This is a genomic window from uncultured Brachybacterium sp., assembly GCF_947500705.1.
GTDB lineage: Bacteria > Actinomycetota > Actinomycetes > Actinomycetales > Dermabacteraceae > Brachybacterium.
This window is the reverse complement of the sequence record NZ_CANMSY010000005.1, coordinates 1-23,524: the sequence shown is the minus strand read 5'-3', so window position 1 is coordinate 23,524 and position 23,524 is coordinate 1. Positions and strand designations below refer to the sequence as shown.

Annotated in this window: 17 protein-coding genes and 1 pseudogene; 8 read left to right on the top strand and 10 right to left on the bottom strand. The window is 70.3% G+C overall.

The features are described 5' to 3' along the window. Positions 1 to 714: 714 nt before the first annotated feature. Together Q0937_RS18025 and Q0937_RS10220 are read left to right on the top strand one after the other, a co-directional pair. Positions 715 to 1,098 (top strand): annotated as a pseudogene (locus Q0937_RS18025) (DinB family protein); the annotation flags it as partial. Between the two features lie 44 nt (positions 1,099 to 1,142). Next, positions 1,143 to 1,283 carry a hypothetical protein gene (locus Q0937_RS10220; protein WP_299303236.1) on the top strand — a complete coding sequence of 47 codons (141 nt, stop codon included), beginning with the start codon at positions 1,143 to 1,145 and terminating at the stop codon, positions 1,281 to 1,283. A 16-nt stretch (positions 1,284 to 1,299) separates the two neighbouring features. Here Q0937_RS10220 and Q0937_RS10215 read toward each other — a convergent pair whose 3' ends face one another. The 5 genes from Q0937_RS10215 to Q0937_RS10195 form a co-directional block, all read right to left on the bottom strand. Next, a complete protein-coding gene (locus Q0937_RS10215; protein WP_299303234.1) occupies positions 1,300 to 1,803 on the bottom strand; it encodes a putative immunity protein in 504 nt (167 codons plus the stop codon). Between the two features lie 51 nt (positions 1,804 to 1,854). Further along, positions 1,855 to 3,246 (bottom strand): multidrug effflux MFS transporter, encoded by a 1,392-nt coding sequence (locus Q0937_RS10210; protein WP_299303233.1) that lies wholly within the window; start codon positions 3,244 to 3,246, stop codon positions 1,855 to 1,857. 108 nt (positions 3,247 to 3,354) lie between these two features. Continuing rightward, positions 3,355 to 4,128 carry a queuosine precursor transporter gene (locus Q0937_RS10205; RefSeq protein WP_299303231.1) on the bottom strand — a complete coding sequence of 258 codons (774 nt, stop codon included), beginning with the start codon at positions 4,126 to 4,128 and terminating at the stop codon, positions 3,355 to 3,357. 88 nt (positions 4,129 to 4,216) lie between these two features. Next, complete coding sequence (locus Q0937_RS10200) at positions 4,217 to 5,017, bottom strand: GH25 family lysozyme (protein ID WP_299303229.1); 801 nt, start codon at positions 5,015 to 5,017, stop codon at positions 4,217 to 4,219. A 187-nt stretch (positions 5,018 to 5,204) separates the two neighbouring features. After that, on the bottom strand, positions 5,205 to 5,870 hold the full coding sequence (locus Q0937_RS10195; protein ID WP_299303228.1) for a TetR/AcrR family transcriptional regulator: 666 nt from the start codon (positions 5,868 to 5,870) through the stop codon (positions 5,205 to 5,207). Between the two features lie 197 nt (positions 5,871 to 6,067). Here Q0937_RS10195 and Q0937_RS10190 point away from each other — a divergent pair, with 197 nt between their 5' ends. Together Q0937_RS10190 and Q0937_RS10185 are read left to right on the top strand one after the other, a co-directional pair. Continuing rightward, entirely contained in the window at positions 6,068 to 8,869 is a 2,802-nt protein-coding gene (locus Q0937_RS10190) for an MMPL family transporter (protein WP_299303226.1), read from the top strand. After that, positions 8,866 to 11,577, top strand: a complete 2,712-nt coding sequence (locus Q0937_RS10185; RefSeq protein ID WP_299303224.1) for a YhgE/Pip domain-containing protein — start codon at positions 8,866 to 8,868, stop codon at positions 11,575 to 11,577. Before Q0937_RS10190 ends, Q0937_RS10185 begins: the two co-directional genes overlap by 4 nt. A 1-nt stretch (position 11,578) precedes the next feature. Here the strand turns inward: Q0937_RS10185 and Q0937_RS10180 are convergent, their stop codons facing one another. Genes Q0937_RS10180 through Q0937_RS10170 form a run of 3 tightly spaced genes read right to left on the bottom strand, consistent with a single transcriptional unit; the run spans position 11,579 to position 17,610 of the window. Then, complete coding sequence (locus Q0937_RS10180) at positions 11,579 to 15,007, bottom strand: error-prone DNA polymerase (protein ID WP_299303222.1); 3,429 nt, start codon at positions 15,005 to 15,007, stop codon at positions 11,579 to 11,581. A gap of 12 nt (positions 15,008 to 15,019) precedes the next feature. After that, positions 15,020 to 16,771: a DNA polymerase Y family protein gene (locus Q0937_RS10175; RefSeq protein ID WP_299303220.1), complete on the bottom strand. Its 1,752-nt coding sequence runs from the start codon at positions 16,769 to 16,771 to the stop codon at positions 15,020 to 15,022. Continuing rightward, on the bottom strand, positions 16,771 to 17,610 hold the full coding sequence (locus Q0937_RS10170; protein ID WP_299303218.1) for a hypothetical protein: 840 nt from the start codon (positions 17,608 to 17,610) through the stop codon (positions 16,771 to 16,773). Before Q0937_RS10170 ends, Q0937_RS10175 begins: the two co-directional genes overlap by 1 nt. 224 nt (positions 17,611 to 17,834) lie before the next feature. On the opposite strand from Q0937_RS10170, the gene Q0937_RS18020 reads away from it, so the two are divergent. Continuing rightward, on the top strand, positions 17,835 to 18,794 hold the full coding sequence (locus Q0937_RS18020) for a GNAT family N-acetyltransferase (RefSeq protein ID WP_363323222.1): 960 nt from the start codon (positions 17,835 to 17,837) through the stop codon (positions 18,792 to 18,794). Between the two features lie 382 nt (positions 18,795 to 19,176). On the opposite strand, the gene Q0937_RS10155 is transcribed toward Q0937_RS18020, so the two are convergent. Further along, the gene (locus Q0937_RS10155) at positions 19,177 to 20,157 is read right to left on the bottom strand and encodes an arsenic resistance protein (RefSeq protein ID WP_239376756.1); all 981 of its coding nucleotides are present in this window, start codon (positions 20,155 to 20,157) and stop codon (positions 19,177 to 19,179) included. Beyond that, positions 20,154 to 20,603 (bottom strand): MerR family transcriptional regulator, encoded by a 450-nt coding sequence (locus Q0937_RS10150; protein ID WP_103384714.1) that lies wholly within the window; start codon positions 20,601 to 20,603, stop codon positions 20,154 to 20,156. Before Q0937_RS10150 ends, Q0937_RS10155 begins: the two co-directional genes overlap by 4 nt. 191 nt (positions 20,604 to 20,794) lie before the next feature. On the opposite strand from Q0937_RS10150, the gene Q0937_RS10145 reads away from it, so the two are divergent. From Q0937_RS10145 to Q0937_RS10135, 3 genes are all read left to right on the top strand, one after another. Continuing rightward, a complete protein-coding gene (locus Q0937_RS10145; protein WP_103384713.1) occupies positions 20,795 to 21,154 on the top strand; it encodes a helix-turn-helix transcriptional regulator in 360 nt (119 codons plus the stop codon). After that, positions 21,112 to 23,118, top strand: a complete 2,007-nt coding sequence (locus tag Q0937_RS10140; protein WP_239376759.1) for a cation-translocating P-type ATPase — start codon at positions 21,112 to 21,114, stop codon at positions 23,116 to 23,118. The genes Q0937_RS10145 and Q0937_RS10140 overlap by 43 nt, the downstream gene beginning before the upstream one ends. Next, positions 23,115 to 23,524, top strand: a 410-nt coding sequence (locus tag Q0937_RS10135) for a thioredoxin domain-containing protein (RefSeq protein ID WP_299303209.1), incomplete at its 3' end; no start/stop codon positions are given. The genes Q0937_RS10140 and Q0937_RS10135, both read left to right, overlap by 4 nt.

The following is a 23,524-nucleotide window of genomic DNA, read 5'->3' as shown; positions in this document are numbered from 1 at the left end:
CCGTCCGGAGTGCCCTCTTGTGGCGTCGCTCCGGCACCACTTTACATAACGTGCATTATCGGCGACGCATGGAAGGGGTTGACCCGGCGGCCGGGGGTCGTTCCGTCACCCGTTCCGTCGCCTGGGCCGATTCGACGACGGGTTCGCGCGCCGACTAACGATGATGCCGAGGTGCAGATGTCGAGGCGCAGATGCCGGATCGCCGATGCTGATGCGCCTGCGCCTGCGCCAGAGCTTCGGCGTCCTGGCGCTCGGTACGGCATTTACTCGCCATTGGCAGCGGAAGCTCGAACACAGCATCTTAGAGGTGAACGCCGAACTACGTACCGTAAACGCTGTATGCAGTTTCGCCAGATCGTCACCGTGCATACCCACCGGCCGCTCCCCCACCATCCTCCCGAAAAACATGCTCCTGACCTGCAGGTTCTCTGCATCATTGCTGGCCAGGATCGGTTCGGCTGTCCGCCGGGAAGCCTTCCGTGCGTCGGGCGGAGACCGCAGACTGATCCGCATGGACCACACGGACTCCCCCGGCCGGCTCCTTGGGGACCTCATGCTGCGCGGTGCACGGATCACCGGCGGCGACCTGCGGGACCTCGAGATCCGTGACAGCCAGGTCGACGGGCTGCGGATCCTCGACAGCATCGGGACCACGGTGAGCGTGAGCGGCGCCCTGCAGAAGACGTCGTCCATGACGTCGACGTCACGGCGCACGTGCAGGGCGTGCTCGATGCGCGCAACCCGGGCCGCCGGGAGGCGCGCGAGGCAGAGACTCCGGAGGACTTCCGTGGGGCCTGGCAGATCGTGCAGGCCAGGTGGGACGAGCTGCTCAGCGCACTGCGAGAGGCGCCGTCGGCCCGCGCGCACGCCTCGGTGAACGGCGAGTGGTCGCTCGTGCAGACGCTGCGGCACCTGCGCTTCGCGGCCGATACGTGGATCGGGACCGCCGTGCTGGCCGAGCCCTCACCGCACCACCCGTGGGGCCTGCCGGCGGGAGGCACCCCGCGCGAGATCGTGGATGAGCTGGGGCTCGACCCTGCGGCGGAGCCGACGCTCGCGCAGGTGCTGGAGGTGCGCGCAGCACGGCGGGCCGACGTGGAGCATCTGCTCACCCACCTCACCGAGGACGAGCTGGACCGGGTGTGCACCGGCACCCCGGGCCCGGCTATCCCGAGCGCGAGTACCGGGTGCGGCGCTGTCTGCGGGTGGTGCTCACCGAGGAGGTCGAGCATCTGCGCTACGCCGTGCGCGACCTCGCCATGCTCGCGCGCGACGAGGCTTGACCAGGACGACGCCGGCTCACAGCGAGAAGAGCGACCAGCAGATCGCGTCCCGACTCCGCTGGTCCTCGAGCACGAGCTCTCGCACTGCTGCCGGCAACCGGGCGCGCTGCCGGTCCCGCTCGCTCCTCAGCGCGTCATCGCCGGAGGCGCTGCGTACGGCCTTGAGCGCATAGGCGGCGGCACCCAGATCATGCTCGGCGATGTGGCCCACGCAGGCGGCCTGCCCAGCGGCATAGGCGGCGAAGCGAGCGGCACCGCGCAGCGGGCGGGCGGCGCCCATCGCGTGCCCGCCGAGCGCCCGGGCGCGCATCATCGGCATCGCGCCGTCGGCCCAGGCGCGCGCCGCGACGATCGCATCCCGGGGACGCGCGTCGCCCGGCTGGACGGTCTCGAACAGCACGAGCACGTGCTCCGCGCAGTCGGCCGCCCAGCGGGCCAGCAGCCGATGGTGCTCGTCCTGCAGGGTGCCCCCACGACGGACCGTCACCATGCGCGGATCGCGCACCTCGGGCAGGATCATCGCCGGCTCCTCTCGACAGCTTCGCTCGACAGTTCTGCTCGACAGGTCTGCTCAGGCCGTGGCCGTGTGGGGGTTCGCGGTGCCGCTCCCCCGGCCGGCCATGATGAAGAACCCCGCCGAGATCAGGCTTCCCACCACCATCGTGATCGCCATCGGCAGTGAGGACTGCGTGCCTGCGATGCCCACCAGGGGCGCCGCGATCGAGGCCGAGAAGGAGAATCCCAGGCCGAGCATCGCCGACCCGGTGCCCGCGAACTCGCGCGCCTGGTCCGAGGCGAGGGCGCCGCCGTTGCCGAAGATCATGCCCTGCGGCGCGACGGTGAAGAAGAACGCCGGCAGCACGATCCACGCCGGGGTGTCCAGGAACAGGCTGCCGATCAGCAGCGCGAAGCTCGCGAGCGACACCGCGATCAGACCCACGCGGATCAGCGCGCGCGGGTGGATGGTGCGGGTGAGCCGCGCCGAGAGCAGCGAGAGCGCCATCATGCCCATCGAGTTGATCGCGAAGCTCACCGAGTACTCGGTGGAGGTGAATCCGAGCATCTCCTGGACCACGAAGGAGGAGGCCGAGACGTACGCCATCAGCGCGAAGGCGGAGAACGCGTTCACCAGCAGGTAGGCCACGAAGATCCGGCGGCGCAGCAGCGACCGGACATTCCTCAGGAAGGTGCGGAACCCGCCGGAGTGACGGCGTGCGACCGGAAGGGATTCGGGGATCAGGAAGATCACCCCGAGCAGCGAGACCAGCGACATCGCGGCGATGACCAGGAAGATCTCGCGCCACTGACCGACGATGAGGATCAGGCCGCCCAGCAGCGGTGCGACGATCGGAGCGACGCCGCCCACGCCCTGCATGATGTTCATGATCCGGAACAGTTCCGGGCCGTCGGTCATGTCGATGAGCACGGCGCGGCCCAGCACCATGCCGAAGCCGCCGCCGATCCCCTGCAGCACTCGCATCACCAGGAGCATCTCCACATCCCCGGCGAGGGCGCAGCCGATCGAGGCCACCAGGCACAGCACGATGCCGATCAGCAGCGGGATACGGCGGCCCATGCGGTCCGAGAGAGGGCCCGCGACGACCTGTCCGCTCGCGGTGCCGAGGAAGAACGCCGTGATCGTCAGCTGCATCATCGAGGCGGTGCTGCCGAGCTCCTCAGCCACTTCCGGGAAGGCCGGGATGTACATATCGGTGGCGAGCGGGCCGATCGCGCTGAGCGTGGTGAGCACGAGGATCACCATCGCGGTGACCTTGCTGCGGGTGCGGCTGAGCTGCTCCTCATCGGGGAGGCGGGCCATCTCGTGGTCCGCCGGATCCTCGAGCACGGGGATCGCGCCGGTGATGGTGGGGATGGAGCCGGTGATCGTGGGAAGGGAGCCGGTGGAGGTGGTCGGCTCTTCGCGAGCGTCCTCGCGGGAGATGTCGTCGGCGGCGGGAGCCACGGGGTGTTCCTTTCGGGCAGTCAGACGTCGAGCCAGGGGGATCACAGGGATCCCGCCCGGCTCGATCCGACCATCCTATGCAAGCGCTTGCGATGCGTATAGCCCGACTCAGGCAGCGGACTCCTGCGCCTCGGCCAGCCGTCGCTGGTAGCTGGGGTCGGTGCGCTTCAACCAACGGATCACCGCGGCGGTCACCGGGATCATCGCGTACTGGACGGCGACCTTGTACACGACACCGAGGATCGTGTACTCGGCCCACTGCTCGAAGGTCGTGATGCCGATCGCGACCGACGCGATCGAGCAGAAGATGATCGTGTCCACGAGCTCGCCGAGGCCGGAGGACGTGAACAGCCGGGCGATCAGGCCCCGCTCCCCCATCCGCTGCTTCATGCGAGTGACCACGAACGAGTTCAGGCTCTGCCCGGCGAGGAAGCCTGCGAGCCCGGCGAGCACCACGATCCACACCGGTCCGAGCGCGAGCTCGAGCGCCTCCTGCTTGGCCAGGCCGTACTCGTCGGGGAACGGGGGCAGCGCGATGATCACCTGATAGCTGATCGAGGCGAGGATGCTGACGGCGAAGGAGGTGATGATCGCGCGGCGAGCGCTGCGGGCGCCGTACAGCTCGGTGATGATGTCGCCGAGCACATAGGCGAGGGGGAAGAGGAAGAAGCCGCCATCGGTGATGATCTCGAAGCCGGTGCCGGGGATGTTTCCGAAGCTGACGCCTTTGGCAGCTCCGATCCCTGAGAGCACGACCACGGTGACCATGGCGGCGAGGAGTATGTCGAAGTGAGAGCTGCCCCGGTCGGCGTAGACGGCGCCGGCCGGGCTTCCAGAGTGCTGGGCGGGAGACGGTGTGCGGGGGCTGTGTTCTTGAGTCACCGGGGCAGGGTACACAGCGGGCCGGGCCGAGACCATGAGGTCAGGGCCCGGCCCGTCCGGTGCGACGTATCGCTCAGCTGCCGTCGGCTCAGATGCCGTCGGCGCCGTAGTCGTATTCGCCGACGAAGCGCGCGAACTGCTCCTCGCTGCCATGCCAGAGGTTCGAATCCCCGGCGAACGGGCCGGACTCCGAGTACTGCCACATCTCCCAGCCCCACCAGCGTCCCGGCAGGGTGCTGGGGCGGCAGGAGCTGTAGGAGGCGAGGAAGAGCGGCGAGTTCTTCGGGGTCCAGTCCCCCACCACGTCGTTCCACCAGTGCAGGTTCGTGTAGATCACCGGGCGCCGGCCGGTCTGCTCGCGGTAGTGGTTCGAGAAGCCGACGATCCAGTCGCGCATCTCCTGCTGGGAGAGTCCGTAGTCCCGGGGCAGGCCGTGATATCCCTCGAAGTCGACCATGCCGGGCAGGGTGATGCCGTCCTCGCTCCAGCCGCCGCCGTTGTTGAGGAAGAAGTCCGCCTGCTCCTCGGGGCCGCCGGAGTCGGGGCGGGCGAAGTGGTAGCCGCCGCGTACGAGACCCGCATTCCCGGCACCGGAGTACTGGTGGTCGAAGGCTGGACTGCGATAGCTGCGACCCTCGGTGGCCTTCACATAGGCGAAACGGGAGCCGAGCTCGGCCTGGGCGGCCCAGTCGACCTCTCCCTGCCAGCCGGAGACGTCCTGGCCGTAGATGCCGGCCGCATTCGCGGCCGGGGCCGCGAGCGCGGCTGCTCCAGTGCTGAGGGCCGCGGCGCCGAGGACTCCGCCGCGGAGCACGGACCGGCGTGAGGCACCGACGGGCTCGGTGGGAACGGGAGGAGGGGTGAGATGACGGGGTCGATAGGACGACATGGCGTCTCCTGGGGAAGCAGGGAAGCTGGGGAAGCTGGGAAAGCAGGGAAAGACCGTGCGACGAGCGTCACACCGCGGCCACCGTACGCGGAACCGCTCCCCGGGGGAGCCGTCGCTGCTGAACCCGGCGTGTCGCGGCGAAACGGTCAGACCACCCCGAACTGGGACCCTCGCTCGCTCGCGGTGCTCAGTCCGCGCGCGGCGCTATGAAGGCCTGCAGCGTGCCCAGGATGGTGGTCGCAGCAAGCTCGGTGACGTCCCGCTGCTCCATGTGCTCGCGCAGCATGAGGTCGATGAAGATGCCGATCAGCAGCTGCGCGAGGTCCTCCGGTGCCAGCAGTGCGCGGGCCCCGGACGCCTCCAGCCGCAGCGAGAGCATGGCCCCGATCTCGTCTCGCAGCCGCTCACGCTGCACGGCGAGCTCCACCCGCATCTGCTCGTCCCGCAGGGAGTGCGCGATCGCATCGGAATAGAGCAGATACCACTGGCGGCCGAAGGGTCGGATCCCCTCGAACACCGCGAGCATCACGCCGGCATCGTCGAGGTCGGGCAGTCGCCGGGAGTTCTGAGCGGAGGCCTGGGCCACCGCGTCCTCGACGGAGCTGTTCGCGATGCCGATGAGCTCTGCGGTCACCTCGTCGAACAGAGCGGTGAAGACCTCCTCCTTGGTGGAGAAGTTCGAGTAGAAGGCTCCGCGGGTGAACCCGGCCGCCTTGGCGAGATCGTCGACCGTCGCACCGTCGACACCTTTCTCGACGAAGACCTCGAGCGAGGCCCGCACGAGCTTGGCGCGCGTGTTCTCCCGGCGCCGGGTGCCGGCGGACTCAGGCAGCGGCTCGAACAGATCGCTCATGGCTCCTCGTGGGGGTGCGGTGGGGCCGCTGGGGGCGGGCTGGGGTGGGATGACTCTCACCCCGGCAATGCGCAGCTGGCGTTGAAGTCCGTGCGGACCAGCCGATACTATCGCACCGATACGTTCGTGTATCGAATGCGTGGGCGTCTCCAGTGGGGCCCGACGTCTCCCCCTGCTCGTGCCGTCCTGGAGGTCTCGTGTCCTCGTCCCTGTACCGCCTCGGTCGTCTGATGGCCTCCCTGCGCTGGAAGATCGTCGGCGCCTGGATCGCACTGCTGCTGATCGTGGGCGGCCTCGCCGTCGGCCTCGGCGGCACCTTCGCCACCGACATCGAGATCCCCGGCACCGAGGGGCAGCGCGGCATCGATGCTCTCGCCCAGCGGTTCCCGGAGCTGGGCGGCACCGCCGGCCAGGTGGTGCTGGTGACCCCCGACGGCGTCACGGTCGATGAGCATCAGGACGAGATCGAGGCGCTGATGGGCGAGATCGCCGCCGTCGACGGCGTCGCGGCGGCGCCTTCACCCTTCGATGACCTCGCCCCCGGTACGCGCACCGAGGACGACACCGCGATCATCGCCCAGTTCCAGATGGCACCGTACGACGGGGAGTACCCCGCAGAGTCCATCGCCGAGATCACGCAGCTGGTCGAGGAGGCGGAGACCCCCTCGCTCGGCACCCATATCGGCGGGCAGGTGCTCCAGAGCGCGGAGATCCCCTTCGGCGCCGGTGAGGTGATCGGCGTCATCGTCGCGCTGCTGATCCTCGCGATCGTGTTCCGCTCGCTGATCCCTGCGGTCATCCCGATCATCACCGCGATCGTCGGCGTGGGCGTCTCGATGCTCGCCCTGGTCGCACTCTCGGCCGGGGTCGAGATCCCCTCGGTGACCACCGCGCTCGGCGCGATGCTCGGCCTCGCCGTCGGCATCGACTATGCGCTGTTCATCCTCTCGCGCCACCGCGACCAGCTCAGCCAGGGCGATGACGTCCTCGAATCGATCGGCAAGGCGCTGGCCACCTCCGGCAGCGCAGTGATCTTCGCCGGCATGACCGTGATCGTCGCGCTGGTGGGACTGTTCATCACCGGCATCCCCTTCCTCACGGTGATGGGCGTCGCCGCCGCGGCCACTGTCGCCCTGTCCGTGGTCGTCGCGCTCACCATGCTCCCGGCGATGATGGGGATCCTCGGTGAGCGGCTGCGCCCCCGCAAGATCCGTCGACGGATGGCGGAGCACGGCGGCAGGCTGCCGGCCCCGGATCCGGAGGCACGGCCCCGTCGCAGCTTCGGCCGCACCTGGGTGCGCCTGGTCACCAAGGTGCCTGCGCTGACGATCCTGCTGGTGATCATCGGCGTCGGCGCCCTCGCCATCCCGATCAAGGACCTCGAGCTGGCGCTGCCGGACCTCGGCACCGAGCCGCAGGGCACCTCCGCCCGGGACACCTACGACCTGGTCGCCGAGGAGTTCGGCCCCGGCTACAACGGTCCCCTGCTGGTCACCGCCGACATCATCAACACCACTGATCCACTCGGCGTGGTCGACGAGCTGGAGAGCGACATCGCCTCCCTCGACCATGTCAAGGAGATCCAGATGGCGACCCCCAACCGGGGCGCCGACCTGGCCGTGGTGATCGTGATCCCCGAGGGCGGACCCACCGACCAGTCCACCAAGGACCTGGTCGCCGCGCTGCGCGGCAGCGCCGACGGCTGGGAGGACGAGCTGTCGATCTCCGACGTCACCGTCACCGGCGCGACCGCGGTCGGCATCGACGTCACCGACAAGCTCTCCGACGCCCTGCTGCCCTTCGCGCTGTTCGTGGTGGGCCTCTCCCTCATCCTGCTGGCGCTGGTGTTCCGCTCCATCTGGGTGCCCCTCAAGGCATCCGTCGGCTATCTGTTCTCGGTCGCCGCGGCGTTCGGCGTGACCTCGATGGTGTTCGAGTACGGGTGGTTCAACGGTCCGCTGTTCGTCGACGTCAACGGCCCGGTCGTCTCCTTCATGCCGATCATGGTGATGGGCGTGCTCTTCGGCCTGGCCATGGACTACGAGGTCTTCCTGGTCTCCCGCATGCGCGAGGAGTTCGTGCACACCGGCGATGCCCGCGGCGCGATCGAACGCGGATTCACCGCCAACGCCCCGGTGGTCACCGCCGCGGCGCTGATCATGGTCGCCGTGTTCGCCGGCTTCGTGACCTCCGGCTGGTTCATGCTGCAGCCGATCGCCGTGGCGCTCGCGGTCGGAGTGCTGGTCGATGCCTTCGTGGTGCGGATGACCTTCGTGCCCGCGGTGCTCGCGCTGCTGGGCCGGCACGCCTGGTGGTTGCCGGGATGGCTGTCCCGGGCGCTGCCGACGGTGGATGTCGAGGGTGAGGGGCTGGCCGCGGTGCTCGAGCACCGTCGCTGGACCGAGGAGAACGGAGAGAACGCGCTGCGCCTGGACCAGGTCGTCGCGCCGCTGCTCGGCGCCTCCGGCACCGTGGGGCCGCTCACCGGCTCCATCGCTCCGGGAACCCTGCTGGTGGTGCGCGCACCCGATGACGCCGCGCGCGCGACCTTCCTCGCGCTCGCCGCAGGCCGCCACACCCCGGCCTCCGGCATCCTCGCCGTCCACGACCGCCTGGCCCCCGACGACCTCGGGGCGATCCAGGGCCGTGCCCACTGGATCGGCGCCGGCGCACCGGTCGCGTCCCGACTCTCCGAGATCGATGGCCGCGGCATCGGCCGGGCGGTGATCGTCATCGAACAGATCGAGGACCTCGCCCACGCCGCCACGGTGAACGACGACACCCTCATCGAGCGCCTCGACGCGCTGCTGGAGAAGGGCGCCACGGTGATCGTCGGCTCGCGCGCCGACCATCCCGTCGACGCCGAACGTCGCCTGCTGGGAAGCCTGCGCGATCCTCGCCGGCTGCTCGCCCTGTCCGTCCAACGCTCCCCCGCGCCGTCCCCTGACGCTGCGCCGTCCACCGATGCTGCGCCGTCCCCCGAAGGAGCCCTCGCATGAACCGCCTGACGCACCCCCGCACGCTGATCGTCGTCCTGGTGCTGCCCCTGCTGGTGGCGGCGCTGGGCATGTGGGCGCTCAGCGGGCGCGTGGACCGCCTGGACACGGTGCCCGCCGCGGTCGTGAACCTCGATGCGGGCGCGGAGATCGAGGACGCCGACGGCGAGGTCCAGACCGTTCCCTTCGGTCGGCTGCTGGCGGGAGCGCTGACCCAGCCTGGCACCGTCGAGGGGCAGGACACCCCGGAGACCACCGGCTTCGACTGGCAGCTGACCAGCCAGGACGACGCCGAGCAGGGTCTGAAGGACGGCACCTACTCCGCCGTGGTCGTGATCCCCGAGAACTTCTCGCAGGATCTGGCGACGATCGGCACCCCCGAGGCCACCCAGGCGATTCTCGAGGTCACCACCAACGATGCCAGCGGCCAGATCAACGCCCTGGTGGGCACCGCTGTCGCCGAGGCCTCCGCCTCCACCATGGGCGGGCAGATGGCGCAGCAGTACCTCGATGGCCTCTACCTCGGCTTCAACGACCTCGGCAAGGGCTTCAGCGACGCCGCCGACGGTGCAGAAGAGCTGTCCGAGGGCACGAACGATCTCGACGAGGGCACCCAGGAGCTCGCCGAGGGCACCCGCACCCTCGCCGACGGCAGCGAGGAGGCGGCCGAGGGCGCGCAGGAGTTCTCCGGCGGGGTGTGGACCTTCGCCGATGGCACCTGGCAGGCGGCCGACGGGACCCGCACGCTCGCCGACGGCCTCGATGAGCTGGCCACGGGCAGCGAGGATCTCGCCGAGGGAGTCCTCGGACTGCAAGAGGGGATGAACGGCGCCGACGGTCAGCCGGGTCTGCTCGATGGCGCCTCCCTGCTCGCCGCCGGCGTGGAAGGCGACGGCACCCCGGAGAACCCGGGCCTCGAGGCCGGCGCCGATCAGCTCGCCACCGGCATCGAGCAGTTCGCGGACGGCGTCTCCCAGGTCGGGACTGCGGTCACGGGCGACGGCACCGCCGAGAACCCCGGCCTGGTCCCCACTGCACAGAGCGTCGCGGAGGGCACCGCGGAGCTCGGCCAGGGCGCGCAGCAGGCGGCCGACGGGCTCGCCGGCACCCCCGAGCAGCCGGGCCTCGCCCAGGGGGCGCAGGGCGTGGTCACCTATTCCGAGTCCGTGGAGGAGGTCGCCGGCGGCATCGACGGGCTCGTGGAGGGCGACGGCACTGCGGAGAATCCCGGCATGAGCGCACTGTCCGACTCCATGCTGGAGTCCGCGTGCAGCTTCGCCGAGCGCTACCCCGATGATCCTGAGGCCCAGGGCCTGTGCCAGCAGGCTGGAGGGATGACCGGCTATGTCGCCGGGGTGGGCGAGGCCGCCAGCGGTCTCGACACCATCGTGAACGGCGACGGCACCGCCGAGAACCCCGGCCTGACCGCCACCGCGCAGAGCGTGGGCGATGGCGCGAGCACCGCTGCGGGCGGCGTCCAGCAGATCGCCGATGGCCTCAACGGCACCGAGGAGCAGCCGGGACTGGTCCAGGGCACCGAGGGCGTGGCGACCTACGCCCAGGGCATCGGGACCGTCTTCGACGGGGACGGCACCGCCGAGAACCCCGGTCTCACCACCGCGGCCCAGCAGCTCGCGACCGGTGCCCGTACCAGCGCTGACGGCGCCGGGGAGCTGGTGAGCGGGGTGAGCGGCCTGCATGACGGGCTGGTGCAGTACGCCGACGGCGTCGATCAGCTCGCCGAGGGCGCTTCACAGCTCGCCACCGGCGCCCGGACCAGCGCCGACGGTGCCGGAGCGCTGGCCGATGGCACCGATCAGCTGGCCGAGGGTGCGACCGAGCTCGGCACCGGCGCGCAGCAGCTGGCGCAGGGCAGTCAGCAGCTGGCCGACGGCTCCGGGGAGCTCGCGGACGGCACCGAGGAGCTGGCCGAGGGCACCACCGGTCTCGCCGAGGGCACCGAGGAGCTGGCCGGCGGTCTGCGCGAGGGTGCGGATTCCGTGCCCTCGTACACCGAGAGCGAGCGCACCCGGATGGGTGAGATGGCCGCCGCTCCCGTCGGCACCGAGGCGGAGCGGCAGAATGAGGCGAACGGCGCGGACACCGCCACCTTCCCCTTCGTCACCGCGCTCGCGCTGTGGCTGGGCGCCTTCGGCACCTTCCTGCTGCTGCCCGCGCTGCGGCGCAGCCTGCTGGACCGGGCGCTGCCGATGTGGCAGGTGGTGCTGCGCTCGCTGGCACCGGCGCTGCTGATCGCGGTGGTGCAGACCATCGCGGTGCTGGCGGTGCTCACCGCCATCGGCATCTCGCCGCTATCCCCGCTGTCGGTGGGCCTGGTGGCCTTCGCCGGGGCGGTCATGTTCGCCGCGCTGCACCAGATGCTGCTGACGCTCCTGGGCGACCGGATCGGCCGGATCTCCTCGGTCGTGCTGATGGTGCTGCAGGTGGTGACGCTGGTGGGGATCGTGCCGGTGCAGACCGCCCCGGAGCTGCTGCAGTCGATCGGCTCGCTGATGCCGCTGTCGATCGTCACCCAGGGCCTGGTCCATGCGGCGCTCGGCGGATCGCTGGTGAGCACCTCGAGCACCCTGCTGGCAATCGTTGCGTGGGCGGCGGTCTCGCTGCTGCTGACACTGGTGGCCTCGCGCAGGGCCCGTTTCGCGCGGCGCTCCGTGCGGGTGGGCGCGGGGGCGGTCCCGGCGGCAGCCTGAGTCACTGGAAGTCCCTGGACCTTCCCGCCGCGGCCAGGTCCAGGGCGGTGACGTCGTCGGCGAGCAGGCTCACCGCCGCGGTGCGGTTCTCCACGATGCCGCGCAGCACGACCGACCGGGCGGTGCGCAGCAGCGCCCGGTGGCGCACCCAGAAACCCTGGGAGCAGACCACGTTGAGGATCCCGGTCTCGTCCTCGAGGCTGAGGAAGGTGACGTTCCCGGCTGTCGCCGGGCGCTGGCGATGGGTGATCACCCCGGCGACCCGGATCCGGGTGGAGTCCTCCGCCTCGCGGGTGCCGACGATCGAGAGCACCCCGTCCTTCGTGAGCCGCTCGCGCAGCAGCGCCATCGGATGGTCGTCCAGGGTGATGCCGGTGGCCCAGGCATCGGCGGTCGCGAGCTCCGCCTCGCTCATCCCCGGCAGCATCGGCGCCTGCGCACCGATCGCGAGATGCGGCAGGGTGCCCGGGGATTCCTGCGCGGCAGCCCCCGCGGCCCACAGCGCCTGCCGGCGCGAGCTCGCCAGAGCGTCCAGCGCCCCGGCGGTGGCCAGCGCTTCGAGCTGCCGGGCGGTCAGCCGCACCCGTCGGGCGAGATCCGGGACCGAGACGAAGGCCCCGCCGCGCTCCCGCTCCCCCGTGATCGCCTCCGCAGTCTCGGTGCTGATCCCGCGCACCTGGTCCAGGCCCAGCCGGATCGCGGGCCCGGCCGCGGCGGCCTCCCCCTGGATCTGGGGGCGGAGCTCGCCCTCGATCCGGTAGCCGTGATGCTCCTCGTCGGTCTCCAGATCCGTGCGGGCACGGCTGCGCAGCACGTCGGGTCCGCGCGTGAGCACGCCGTGGCGGCGAGCATCGGCGACCAGCGACTGCGGGGAGTAGAAGCCCATCGGCTGGGAGCGCAGCAGCGCCGCGGTGAACGCCGCCGGGTAGTGGCACTTCAGGTACGAGCTGGCGTAGACGAGGTAGGCGAAGGAGTAGGCGTGGGACTCGGGGAAGCCGTAGTTGGCGAAGGCGAGCAGCTTGCGGTGGACCGCGTCGGCGTCCTCCCCCACGATCCCGTGCTTGGCCATTCCCTCGAACAGTGCGTCGGAGAGCTCGAGCATCTTCTGGGTGGAGCGCTTGGAGCCCATCGCCCGGCGCAGCTGATCGGCCTGGGCGGGGCTGAAGTCGGCGACGTCGACCACCATCTGCATCAGCTGCTCCTGGAACAGCGGGATCCCGAGCGTGCGGCCGAGGGACTTCTCCAGCCTCGGGTGGAGGAAGGTGACCTCCTCCTCCTTGTTCCGGCGCCGGATGTAGGGGTGCACGGAGCCGCCCTGGATGGGGCCGGGCCGGATCAGTGCCACCTCGACCACCAGGTCGTAGAACACCCGGGGTCGCAGCCGCGGCAGGGTGGAGATCTGGGCGCGGGACTCCACCTGGAACACGCCCACGCTGTCCCCCTCGCACAGCATGTCGTAGACCGCCTCGTCCTCCTGCGGCAGGGTGCGCAGCTCGAAGTGCTGGCCGTGGTGCTCGGCGACGATCTGCAGTGCGTGGTCGAGCGCCGTGAGCATCCCCAGCCCCAGCAGGTCGAACTTCACCAGTCCTGCGTCGGCGCAGTCCTCCTTGTCCCACTGCAGCACGGAGCGGTTCTCCATCGCGGCCCACTGCACCGGGCACACCTCGATCACCGGCCGGTCCGCGAGCACCATTCCACCGGAGTGGATGCCCAGGTGGCGGGGGGCATCGCGCAGCCGGTGGGCGAGCTCGATCACGTCGGCGGGGATGTCGGCGTCGGCGAGCGAGGAGAAGGAGCGTTCGATCCGCTTGGCGAAGGCGTCCTGTGCGCCGGGGTCGTAGCCGAGCGCCCGGGCGGCGTCGCGCACCGCGAGCTTGGCCCGGTAGGTGATGACGTTGGCGACCTGGGCGGCGTTCTCCCGCCCGTAGCGGTCGTAGACGTGCTGGATCACCTCCTCGCGGCGGTCGGAGGCGATGTCGATGTCGATGTCCGGCGGGCCGTCCCGCTCCGGCGCCAGGAACCGCTCGAACAGCAGGTGGTGGCCGACGGGTTCGACCGCGGTGATCCCCAGCGCGTAGCAGACCGCACTGTTGGCGGCCGAGCCGCGCCCCTGGGCGAGGATCCCCTCCCCACCGCAGAAGTCGACGATCTCATGGACGATCAGGAAGTAGCCGGGGAAGTGCAGGTCGATGATGACCTTCAGCTCGTGGTCGATCTGCGCCCACGCCCCCGGGATCTGCTCGGGACGCTCCGCCGTCGGGCGGGGCCCGTAGCGCTCGCGCCCCTCGATCTCCACCAGCTCCATCAGCCAGCTGGCCTCGTCATGCCCCGACGGCACCGGGAAGGGCGGCAGATCCGGGGCCAGCAGCCGCAGGTCCAGGGCGCAGTCCCGGCCCAGCCGCGCGGCGTGGGCGATCGCGCCGGGATAGCGGGGCAGCAGCTGGGCCATCTCCTCGCCGCTGCGCAGGTGCGCGGGACGGGAGGAGAGGTAGGGGTCGGCCTGGGCGAGCGGGACCCCGGCGCGCAGGGCGGCGTGGGTGTCCGCCAGGCGCTTGTCCGCCGGGCGGGCGTAGTGGGCGTTAGTGCTCGCCACCAGCGGCAGGGAGACCGCGTCCAGGCCGTGGCTCTCGCGCACCAGGCGCGCGCCCTGGGCGAGGGCGTCGTGCAGCTCGTCCGCCTCTCCCCCGCCGCCGGCGATCAGCTCGACGGCGACGTTGCCGGGTCCGAACAGCTCCAGCAGGCGCGTGATGGCCTCTGCGGCGGCGTGGGCTGCCGCTTCGAGGTCCCCGGCCTCCAGGTGCGGTGCCGCGGCGCGGGTCACCGAGCCCTTCCGGCAGCCGGTGAGGATCTGCCAGTGCCCCTCGCGGGCGAGCCGGGAGAGCTCGGCGAGCCGGTAGCGCGGGGCGGCCTTCTGCCTGCTGTCGAGGTGGGCGCGGGCGATCGCGGCCGAGAGCTGCCGGTAGCCGTCCGTGTCGCGCACCAGCACCAGCAGATGCTCCCCCTCCGGGTCCGGGACGCCGGTCCGTGACGCGGAGATCACCGGGGTGGCGCTCGCCGCCTCCGCCCCGGGCTCGAGGCCCAGGGTCAGCTCGGCCCCGAAGACGGTGGCGATCCCCGCCTCCGCCGCGGCCTTGGCGAAGCGCACCGCACCGGGCAGCCCGTCATGGTCGACCAGGGTGAGCGCGCCGAGCCCCAGCCTCGCGGCCTGCGCGGCCATGTCCTCGGGGCTCGAGGCGCCGTCGAGGAAGCTGAAGTGGGAGTGGGCATGCAGCTCCGCATAGTCGACGGCGCGCGCGGGCCGATACGCGTCATCGGAGGCCTTCCCGGTGTGCTCGATGACGACCGGCGGGGAGACCAGCTCCGCCGGACGGTCCGAGAGGACCGCCTCGATGTCCTTCCACGCGGGGGGGCCCAGGAACCAGCGGGCCATCAGTGATTCTCCCTAGTCATACAACCCCTCCAGCGTCCACTCCCCCGTGCGGGACAGCGCCAGCACCGCGGTCTCCTCGGCGCTCGCGCCGCGCACCACCAGCTGCAGGCGGGCGGCGCGGTGGCCGTCCCGCGCCCACCAGCGCTCGTCGATCACGGTGGGGGCGCCGTGACCGAGCACCGGATAGCCGGAGCCGGCGCGCAGTCCCGCCCGCTGCAGGGCCGGGGTGCCGGGCGCGCTGACCAGCAGCTGGGCGGGTGGGGCGCTCAGCAGTCCGCGGGCGGTGACCACGACGGGCCGGCCGGAGGCATCCTCGAGGTGCACCGCGGGCGGCTCGCGGAACACGGTGGCGGGCACCGGGCGCGGCAGGGAGCCGGGCCAAGGGCCTCCGCGCCGGGCGGGCTTCTCGCTGCGCCAGGGCACCAGCGTCACCTCTTCGGCGAGCAGCCGTCCGCCGGCGAGGGCGGGGACCTGCACCGCATCCTCCCCCGCCAGACCCTGGGCTCGGGCGAGGGCGCGGGAGGCGCGCTGGGTCGCCTCCCCGGCACTGCCCCACAGGGCGGGAGCGTTCTCCCCGGCCGGGGCCAGCTGCAGCGGGTGCAGGCCGATCCGGGTGATCGCGCCGGTCGCGGGCCCGCCCAGGCGGGCGCGGGTGATCCAGCCGTCGCACTGCCAGCGGATGCGGTCCACGACGTCGGCGACGGTGAGCGCCCCGTCGTGCCGCCAGGTGCGCTCCATCTCCTCGCCGCCCTCGGTGCGGGCCACGATCCGCAGCCGGGTGCACACCAGGCCGTTCGCGACCAGCATCGCGTGCAGCTGCTCGGCCAGCGGGCGGGCGATGAAGGCCGCCTGGTCGGTGCGCACCAGCGGGGTCTCCAGCGTGGTCTCGGCGAGGATCGGCTGGGTGGGATGGTGCGCCGCGGGCGGGGTGGGCTCCTCGCCGCGGGCCAGCAGGTGCAGGGTCGCGACGTCGGGCCCGAAGCGATCCGCGACGGCAGCTGATGGGAGCGCAGCGAGATCCCCGAGAGTGGTGATGCCGAGCCGCTGCAGCAGGTCGACGGTCTCGGCGAGGTCCAGCCTGCGCTCCGGGCGGGTGGCTGAGGGCTGGCCGCGATGTCCCCAGCCGGGGCCGACGGGCGCGCTGCGCAGGGTCTGGATCGGGTGCGGGGCGAGGTAGTCGGCGCTGCGGCCCTCGCGCACGATCCGCCCGCGCGGGGAGGCGAGCAGCGCGGCGAAAGGGCCGTCGGCGATCCCGACGGTGCAGTCCCAGCCGGTGAGCTCGGCGACCGCATCAAGGATCTGCTCCGCCAGGGGCCCTTCGCCGCCCCGGTGGCGGGCGGGGCCGCGGGCGGACATCAGCAGCACCCCGGGACGCAGCACGTCGACCCCGGCGGCGATCGTATCCACTGCGGCGGCGACCAGCTCGAACAGGGCGGATTCATGCTCTCGGTCTGCCTCCAGCACGAGTGCCTCGGGGCAGGCGGCGCGGGCGGCGCGACGTTTCATCCCCGGCAGCACCCCGGCCGCCTGGGCGGCGGCCCCGGCATGGGTGACGCGGTGCTGGTCCAGCAGGATCACCGGAGCGGCGGCGAGATCGAGCACGGGCGGGGCCTCCCCTGTCTCTGCCCTTCTCGCTGTCTCTTTCACAGCCTCCGCCTCGCTCTCGCTGCGACGCTGGTGGCGGTCCAGCGCCGCCAGCAGCGGCCAGTCCGGGACGGTGACGGCGACGGTGCGGGTCGCGGTGGCGATCACAGGTGTGCTCATCAGCCCGCCCTCCGCACCGGGCGCAGCAGACGCACCGGCTCCGTGCTCGCACGGTTCCGTGCGGAGCTCTGCGTGGCCTCTGCGCCCTGCGAGTGCGGGGCGTCGGCGATCATGCCGCGCACCTGAGGCAGCAGCACCTCGGTGGTGCGCTGCCCGGTGATCCCCCGCCCGTCGGAGATGATCTCGAGGCGGCGCCTGCGCAGTCGGCCCGAGCCTGTCCCGAGCCCTGCCCAGCCCCGGGTGATGGCGCGCAGGGTGAGGTCGGCGCGGCCGGGCGGAGTGGCGGCGAGGACCAGGGTGTCGGCGGTGCGGGCCCGGTTCAGCAGGCTGCGCCAGAGCGCGGGGGCGAGGTCCAGGTCGGGGCCGAGCACGAGCACGCCCACACCGTCGGCCAGGGCGGAGAGCACCTGGGGGCGCTGGTCGCCGCCCGCCGGGGCGAGGGCGAGGCGGCAGGGATCCAGACCGGCGTCCAGAGCGGAGCGCAGGCCCAGATCGGGCATGCCGGCGATCGCGCACCAGGAGTCCTCCCCCGCCGCGGCGACCGCGAGTGACAGCAGCAGCGAGGTGGTCGCGGCACCCTCGATCGCCACGGAGCCGCCGGCGCGCAGGCTGCCGCGCGGGAACAGTGACTCGAGCGGCCCTGGGACCGGCAGACGGGTGCCGAGGCCGTCATCGGCGGGTCCCGCAGCGGGCTCTGCGACAGGGGGCGCCGACGACTGCAGGGCGGTGCGGTCGATCCTCCCGCCCCAGCGCGCGGCGGAGCGCTCAGCCGCCCCCAGCGCCGCCCGAGCCCGGGACAGACGCTCCTCGCGATCCTCCATCTGGAGTGCTGTGCCCATCGTGATTCCTCCTTCCGCCTCTCGCCGTTCCCCTCGCACACATGTTCGAACAGGGGTTCGAACTGTACGCCCCGAAGGGGTGGCGCTCAAGGTGTCCAGGTCGTGACTTCGAACGTATATGCGAAGCCTCTGGGAGGGGTGTGACAGACGGCGTCGGGACGGCCGCAGAGCGCAGGAGGTGGCGACTGGGCCGATCAGCGCGGGGGCTGGTATACATGCCGGTCATGAGCATCACGATCCGTCGGGCCGTCGCTGAGGACCTCGACGCGGTGCGCTTCATCGGCTTCTCGACATGGCCTCCCACCTACGGGCCGCTCAAGGGCGCCCGCTATGTCCTCGACGCCCTGGACACCTACTGGAGCGCGGATGCTCTCCGTGCCGCCATCGAGGCCGGCGACATCGACGTTGCCGAGACCGCGCAGGGGGTCGTGGGCATGGCTGAGGTCGCGGAGCTCGGGGACGACCTGGTCCTATGGAAGCTCTACGTCCTGCCCTCGCAGCAGCGCTCAGGAATCGGGCATGAGCTGATCTCCGCCGCGAAGGATCGGGCACGGGCGCGGGGGCGCGGTCTGCTCACCGAGTACGTCTCGGAGAACTCGAATGCCGGCCGCTTCTACGAGCGGGAAGGGTTCGTCCCGGCCGCCGCCCCGTGGCCTGGAACGGCTGCTGCGTGGGTGCGCTGGCAGCGCGATCCGCGCCCAGCCTTCAGCATCCGTCCCGCCACCGCAGACGATGCTCGCAATTGCGCGACGGTGCATCACACCTCATGGGTCGAGACCTACTCCGAGCTGCTTCCGGCCTCGCACTGGGAGACCGACACGCTCGAGCAGCGTGCTGCGACCTGGCAGCGATGGCTCGACGGCGGAGTTGCCGTGACCGTCGCGGAATCCGCTGGGCAGATCATCGGCCTCGCCATCGCGCATACCGGGCGGCAGATCGGCCCACATGCACCGGTGCGCGACCGGGAGCTGTACTCGCTCTATGTGCTCTCCGCGCTCCACGGCAGCGGGGCCGGCCAGGCCCTGCTCGAGGCAGTGCTTCCTGCCGACGTTCCTGCTCAGCTCTGGGTCGCCGCGGAGAACCCTCGTGCGCGCCGGTTCTATGAGCGCAACGGCTTCACTCCTGATGGTGCCCGCCACGTCGACGAGACGCTCGACCTCGCCGAGGTCCGGCTCGTCCGCTGATGCTCCGCCACGCTTCTCGACCGACCTTCAGAAGGACTTCCCAGCATGACTCTGAGTCTCCGACGCGCGAACAGCACGACCGGCGCCTGCGTGCGCGGAGCGATGCTGAGGGCCGGGTCTCACTCGACCGCCCGGTCCCGGCTCGTCGCGAGGTAGGCGCGCAACAGTCCGTAGCCATTGCCGGGGGACGGTATCGTTCGGTTGAGCATTGTTCTCGCGGCCGACCCTCGCGCGAAGGTGTTCGGATCTCGTGCCGCAGGTGCTCGGTTGGCCAGGGAGTAGGTCTTCCGGATGTCCTGTTGAGGTGTTCGGCGCTGCATGGCAGGCAGGTCTGTCACGAAAGTCCCGGCGGGGACAGAGCGCTCAAGTTCGAGGCAGTCGGTTACGGGACGGCCGTTTCTTTGGTCCCCGGGACGATTGCGGGCACGATTCGGACGAGGATGACCATGGCGATGAGTTCGACCAGGGTCTGGGTGACAACTGCGAGTGGCGCGATCGCAAATGCGTCTGGGAGGGCCAGTGCGAGGGGAAGGACGACCAGGGAGTTGCGGGTGGAGACGGAGAACATCACCGCCCGCGTCGATGGCGTATCCAGCCTCGTGGCTCTTGAGGCAACCGCACCGATGAGAACAGCCCCAACGACGAATCCGGTGTAGAGGGGGAGGAGGCGTGCCAGGGTCCCGATCTGCGAGCCGACCGCAGCGATCTGGGAACCGATCACGGTCGCGAGGGTGATCATCATCAGCGGAACCATGGCCCGCGCCATTGCGCCTTCGATGGCTCGGCCCGACTGGTGACGGCGCGCCAGCGCCTGCACGGCCGTCGCCGCGGCCAGCGGCACCACGATCAGCAGCACGAACGCTTCCACAAACGGGGCCACGTCGATCACGCCGACGACCTCGCGGCCCGCGAAAACGAACAGGTACAGCGGCAACAACGCCAGTTGGAGGAGCATCAGCAAGGGCGCTGCTGCCAGCAGTTTCGCGTGCGCTCCGCCAGCCAGGCCTGTGAAGACGATGACGTAGTCGATGCATGGGGTCAGCAGCACCAGAAGCACGCCGAGCAGGAGCCCTTGGTCGTCCGCGACGAACCGTGATAGCGCCCAGGCCAGCAGCGGCACGATCGCGAAGTTCGCCACGAGCACGGTGCCTAAGAACCTCCGGTCGCGGAATGCCTGGCCGAGTTCGATCAGGGGCACGCTCAGGAACGTGGCGAACAGCAGCAGCATCAACACCGGCTCGATGGAGTGCTCCAACGTCGGCGCGAGCCCTGGCGCAGCCAGTCCAAGTGTGGCGCCGGCTGCGATAGCGGCCAGGTACAGGGTGATCTGGTGGGTGTCCCACCAGGAGACAAGGCGATTCACAGTCGGGGATCTCCTTCGTGGGCGTCACGGGAGGTACAGGGCTGGTGGCGGTCATCTAGGAGGATGCATTCGCTGCGGCACGCGGCGCCGCTGTCCGGGCATGCGGTGACGCGCTGGTTCGCAGAGTCGAGTTGATTCCGCAGCCGCTGTAGCGCCGCGAGGTGCTCATCGACCTCTCGGAGGCGGTCGGCCAGCCGGGGAGCCAGGGCCTCACGGACCTGCGTGCAGGTTTCCTCCTCGACCACGACCAGCAGGCCCGCGATCTCGGTGAGCGGCAGTGACAGGGCTTTGGCCGCCTCGATGAAGGCCAGGCGCTCTAACACGGTGTCGTCATAGGACCGGTACCCGTTGGCTTCCCGGCGGGCCCCAATGAGACCGATGGTGTCGTAGTAGCGCAGCGTGGTCGCGGGAACACCCGACCGGGCTGCGACCTCGGAGATTCGCACCACCGAAGGCTAGACCTTCCAGTCGACTCGAAGGTCTAGCTCTATCGCTGTGACCTACATGATCGTCCTGCCCTGCATTGACGGGGACTGATGCACGGTTACGCACCGGCAGCAGTGGAGAGGCCGGTGCGGGAACCCTGGCTCCGGCCATGATCTTCCATAGTGGTCAGCGACTACTGTATGGTCAGCCTGTGCTGACTATTGCTTCTCGTTTGGACATCATGAACCGCCTGGGCCGTGCGATGGCAGATCCGACGCGGTCACGAATCTTGCTGACACTTCTGGAGGCTCCGAGCTATCCAGCAGTGCTCTCACGCGAGCTTGAGTTGACGCGGTCGAACGTATCGAACCATCTAAGTTGTCTACGGGACTGTGGGATCGTGGTCGCCGAGCCGGAGGGACGGCAGACCCGGTATGAAATCTCCGATCCGCACCTCACCGCGGCCTTGAACGCGCTGGTCGAGGTGACTCTCGCGGTCGATGAGAGTGCCGTGTGCCTCAATCCTGCTTGCCCGGTCCCGGGCTGCTGCGATGCGGGGGCTCTCGCGTGAGCGCGGTGACGGATCCGCAGGTGAACAGCGTCGACGTCGACGATCACGACGACGGTGACGGGCCCTGGTGGAAGGACCGCGAGGTGCTCCTTCCCGTGCTCTCCGGGATCGCGTTTCTTACTGGCCTCCTTTGTGAGTGGTCCGGCGCGGAGATACCCGCCCTTGCGTTTTTCTGGAGTGGCCTGCTTCTAGGCGCCTCAACGTTCACGCCCGGCGCGATCCGGGCACTGCTCAAGGGCAGGCTCGGCATCAGTCTGCTGATGACGATCAGCGCGGTCGGTGCGGTGATCCTGGGCTACGTCGAGGAAGCCGCGGCACTGGCGTTCCTCTACTCGATCGCCGAAGCGCTGGAGGATAAGGCGATGGACCGGGCCCGTGGCGGGCTGCGGGCCCTGTTGAAGCTGGTCCCCGACACCGCGTCCGTCTCCATCGACGGTGCGTGGACTTCGATCGCCGCACGGGAGCTGACAGCGGGTCAGGTGATGCTGGTGCGCGCCGGTGAGCGGATCGCGACCGACGGGATTGTGCGCTCAGGGCACAGCAGTCTGGACACTTCCGCGATCACCGGGGAGTCGATTCCCGTCGAGGTCGAACCTGGCGATGCGGTTTCGGCAGGGGCGATCAACAACGCCGGAGCTCTCGAGGTCGAGGCGACCGCAGCGGGGACGGACAACTCGCTGACCACTATCGTGGAGCTGGTCGAGCAGGCCCAAGCCGAAAAGGGCGACCGCGCCCGTCTCGCCGACCGCATCGCCCGCCCTTTGGTTCCCGGGGTGCTGATCCTTGCGACCTTGGTCGCGCTGATCGGATCGATACTCGGCGATCCGGAGTTGTGGATCACCCGCGCACTGGTGGTCCTGGTCGCCGCATCGCCGTGCGCGCTAGCGATTTCCGTACCGATCACCGTGGTCGCGGCGATCGGCTCGGCCAGCAAGTTCGGGGTGGTCATCAAGTCCGGTGCGATCTTCGAACGCTTTGGCGGCATCCGCCACGTCGCTCTCGATAAGACAGGCACCCTGACTCGTAATCAGCCGACCGTCACCGCCGTCCTCACTGCCGATGCAGTCGAAAGCGAGGTAGTGGCCTGGGCGGCCGCGCTCGAGCAGCACAGTACCCACCCGCTGGCAGCCGCGATCACCGCCGCTGCACCCGAAGCACCGAAGGCGACCGAAGTGACGGAGCTGGCTGGTCAGGGAATCCAGGGAGTCGTGGGCGGAGCCGTGATCACGGTCGGAAGCCCGCGCTGGCTGGCATCGGGCGCACTCGCGGAGCGAGTAGAGGAACTCGAGACTCAGGGCATGACCGTGGTCATCGTGCACCACGAGCATGAGCCGGTCGGGGCGATCGGAGTACGCGATGAGCTGCGGCCGGAAGTTCCCGAGGTGATCCGCACCCTCAGCGACCGAGGCATCGGGATCACCATGCTCACCGGAGACAACCTGCGCACCGCGCAAGCCCTCGCAACCCAGGCCGGGATCAGCGACGTCCGGGCCGCGCTGCGCCCCGAGGATAAAGCTGCCGCGATCAGCGAGCTCTCCCGCACTGCTCCGGTGGCGATGATTGGTGACGGCATCAACGACGCCCCAGCACTGGCCGCCGCGGACATCGGGATAGCGATGGGCGCCACCGGTTCGGATGCAGCCATTGAGTCGGCCGACATCGCATTCACCGGGCACGACCTGCGCCTCCTCCCGGCCGCCTTCGACCATGCACGTCGTGGACGGCGCATCATCACCCAGAACATTGCCCTGTCGCTGTTGATCATCGTCGTGCTCCTCCCCCTCGCACTGAGTGGAGTCCTCGGTCTCGCTGCGGTCGTCCTGGTCCATGAGGTCGCCGAGGTGGCCGTCATTGCCAACGGAATGCGCGCCGCCCGGACACGCAGCCACGCCGCTGCGCAGGAGTCACCCAGCCACGTCCGAGACGATTTGCGAAAGCCGACGACCACAGGAGGACCCGCATGAGCAGGAGTGTCAAGCTCACATTGGGGCTGATCGCCGTAGCCGCCCTGGTCTTCGCGGGGTTCGTGATCTTTCTCGACCCCAAGGAAGATCAGACGGCACCCTCGGAGGCCACGGGAACCGCGACGGGTCAGCTCGTTCGAGAGGACAGCCCGCGGCTTTCGGAAGGTGGCGAGGCCGTCTTCGTGGAGTACCTCGACTTCGAATGTGAAGCCTGTCTATCCCTGTATCCCGCGGTCGAAGAGATTCGTGCCGAATACGGCGACCGGGTGACCTTCGTGGTCCGCTACCTGCCCTTGCACGGCAACTCCGTTGAAGCCGCCAAGGCGGCTGAGGCCGCCGGAGAGCAGGGCGAGTTCGAGGCCATGTACAAGGCGCTGTTCGACAACGCGGCCGAGTGGAGTCACCA